This is a genomic window from Leisingera sp. F5, from assembly GCF_001593695.1.
In genome coordinates this window covers 1-1,188 of record NZ_LUKH01001213.1, presented here as the reverse complement: position 1 = coordinate 1,188, position 1,188 = coordinate 1, and the positions used below count along the sequence as shown (strand labels likewise).

The 1,188-nt window shown below is 60.0% G+C and carries 2 protein-coding genes; both read left to right on the top strand.

All coding sequences use genetic code 11. The features are described from left to right. Positions 1–499 (top strand): amino acid--tRNA ligase-related protein (locus A2I95_RS40225; RefSeq protein ID WP_291737922.1); only part of this gene is annotated, 499 nt, incomplete at its 5' end. A 268-nt stretch (positions 500–767) separates the two neighbouring features. Further along, on the top strand, positions 768–1,188 hold a 421-nt coding region (locus A2I95_RS40220; RefSeq protein WP_291737921.1), incomplete at its 3' end, for a DUF1800 family protein.

Genomic DNA, 1,188 nt, shown 5'->3' with positions numbered 1-1,188 from the left:
CCGCTTTGCCTTTGCCTGGATCGTGGATTTCCCGATCTACGAGAAGGACGAGGAAACCGGCCGCATCGATTTCGAGCACAACCCGTTCTCGATGCCGCAGGGCGGCATGGACGCGCTGCTGAGCGATCCATTGTCGGTGAAGGGCTACCAGTACGATCTCGCCTGCAACGGCTACGAGCTGGTCTCCGGCGCGATCCGGAACCACAAGCCGGAAATCATGTTCAAGGCATTTGAAATTGCCGGCTATGGCAAGGAAGAGGTCGAAAAGCGCTTTGGCGGCATGGTCAATGCCTTCCAGTACGGCGCCCCGCCGCACGGCGGCTGCGCGGCCGGCATCGATCGTATGGTGATGCTGCTGGCGGATGAGGCCAACATCCGCGAGGTCATCATGTTCCCGATGAACCAGCGCGCCGAGGACCTGATGATGTCAGCCCCATCCGAGCCGATGAGCGATCAGCTGATGGAACTGGGCCTGCGCGTGATCCCCCAGGACCAGTAAACCGCATTTTTATGTTGAAAGAAGGCCCGGGCGATTGTCCGGGCCTTTTCAGTTGCAGCAAGGCGAGGCCGGAATTTTGCAAAAATTCCGGCCAGGAAAACAGGTGTTTTCCTGGCCGTTTCCCTTGCAGAGAAACGGTGGGCCGCAAATCTGCGGAGCAAGCGACGGAACACGCGAAGAATTGCGTATCACTTGAAAATCAGCTGTGGACCCGGGCGTTGATGCTCTACTCTGCAGGCAAGCCGGGCCGTCCAGGGAGATCAGGGCGATGCAATTTGACGGAGATTTGGCGGAGATCCGCTTTGGGGCAGGGCTGTCGCCGCTGGTGCGGCCTCCGGCATCAGCGGAGGTCATTCTTGGCCGTCTGCAGGGCGCCGATGAGATGGCCGTCAGATTTCCGGTCAGCCGTTTTGATGACGCCTTTGCGCGCGCCAAGGAATTCCGGCGGCTGAGGCGGGAGCGGAAGCGGCTGGAGGGCCAGCAAGGATACGAAGCCGCTGACAAAGCCTTCAGTGCCTACCGTCGTGCCCACAATGCGGCGCGTATTAAATGGCACGGTCAAAGGCTGCTGCGGCATGTCTATACCCGCGATGCGTTTCGTGAACGGTTGGTTCTGTTCTGGGCGGACCATTTTACCGCGCAAGGCAAAAACGGTGCGCTGCGCATTCTGGCCGCGCCCTATGCCGAGA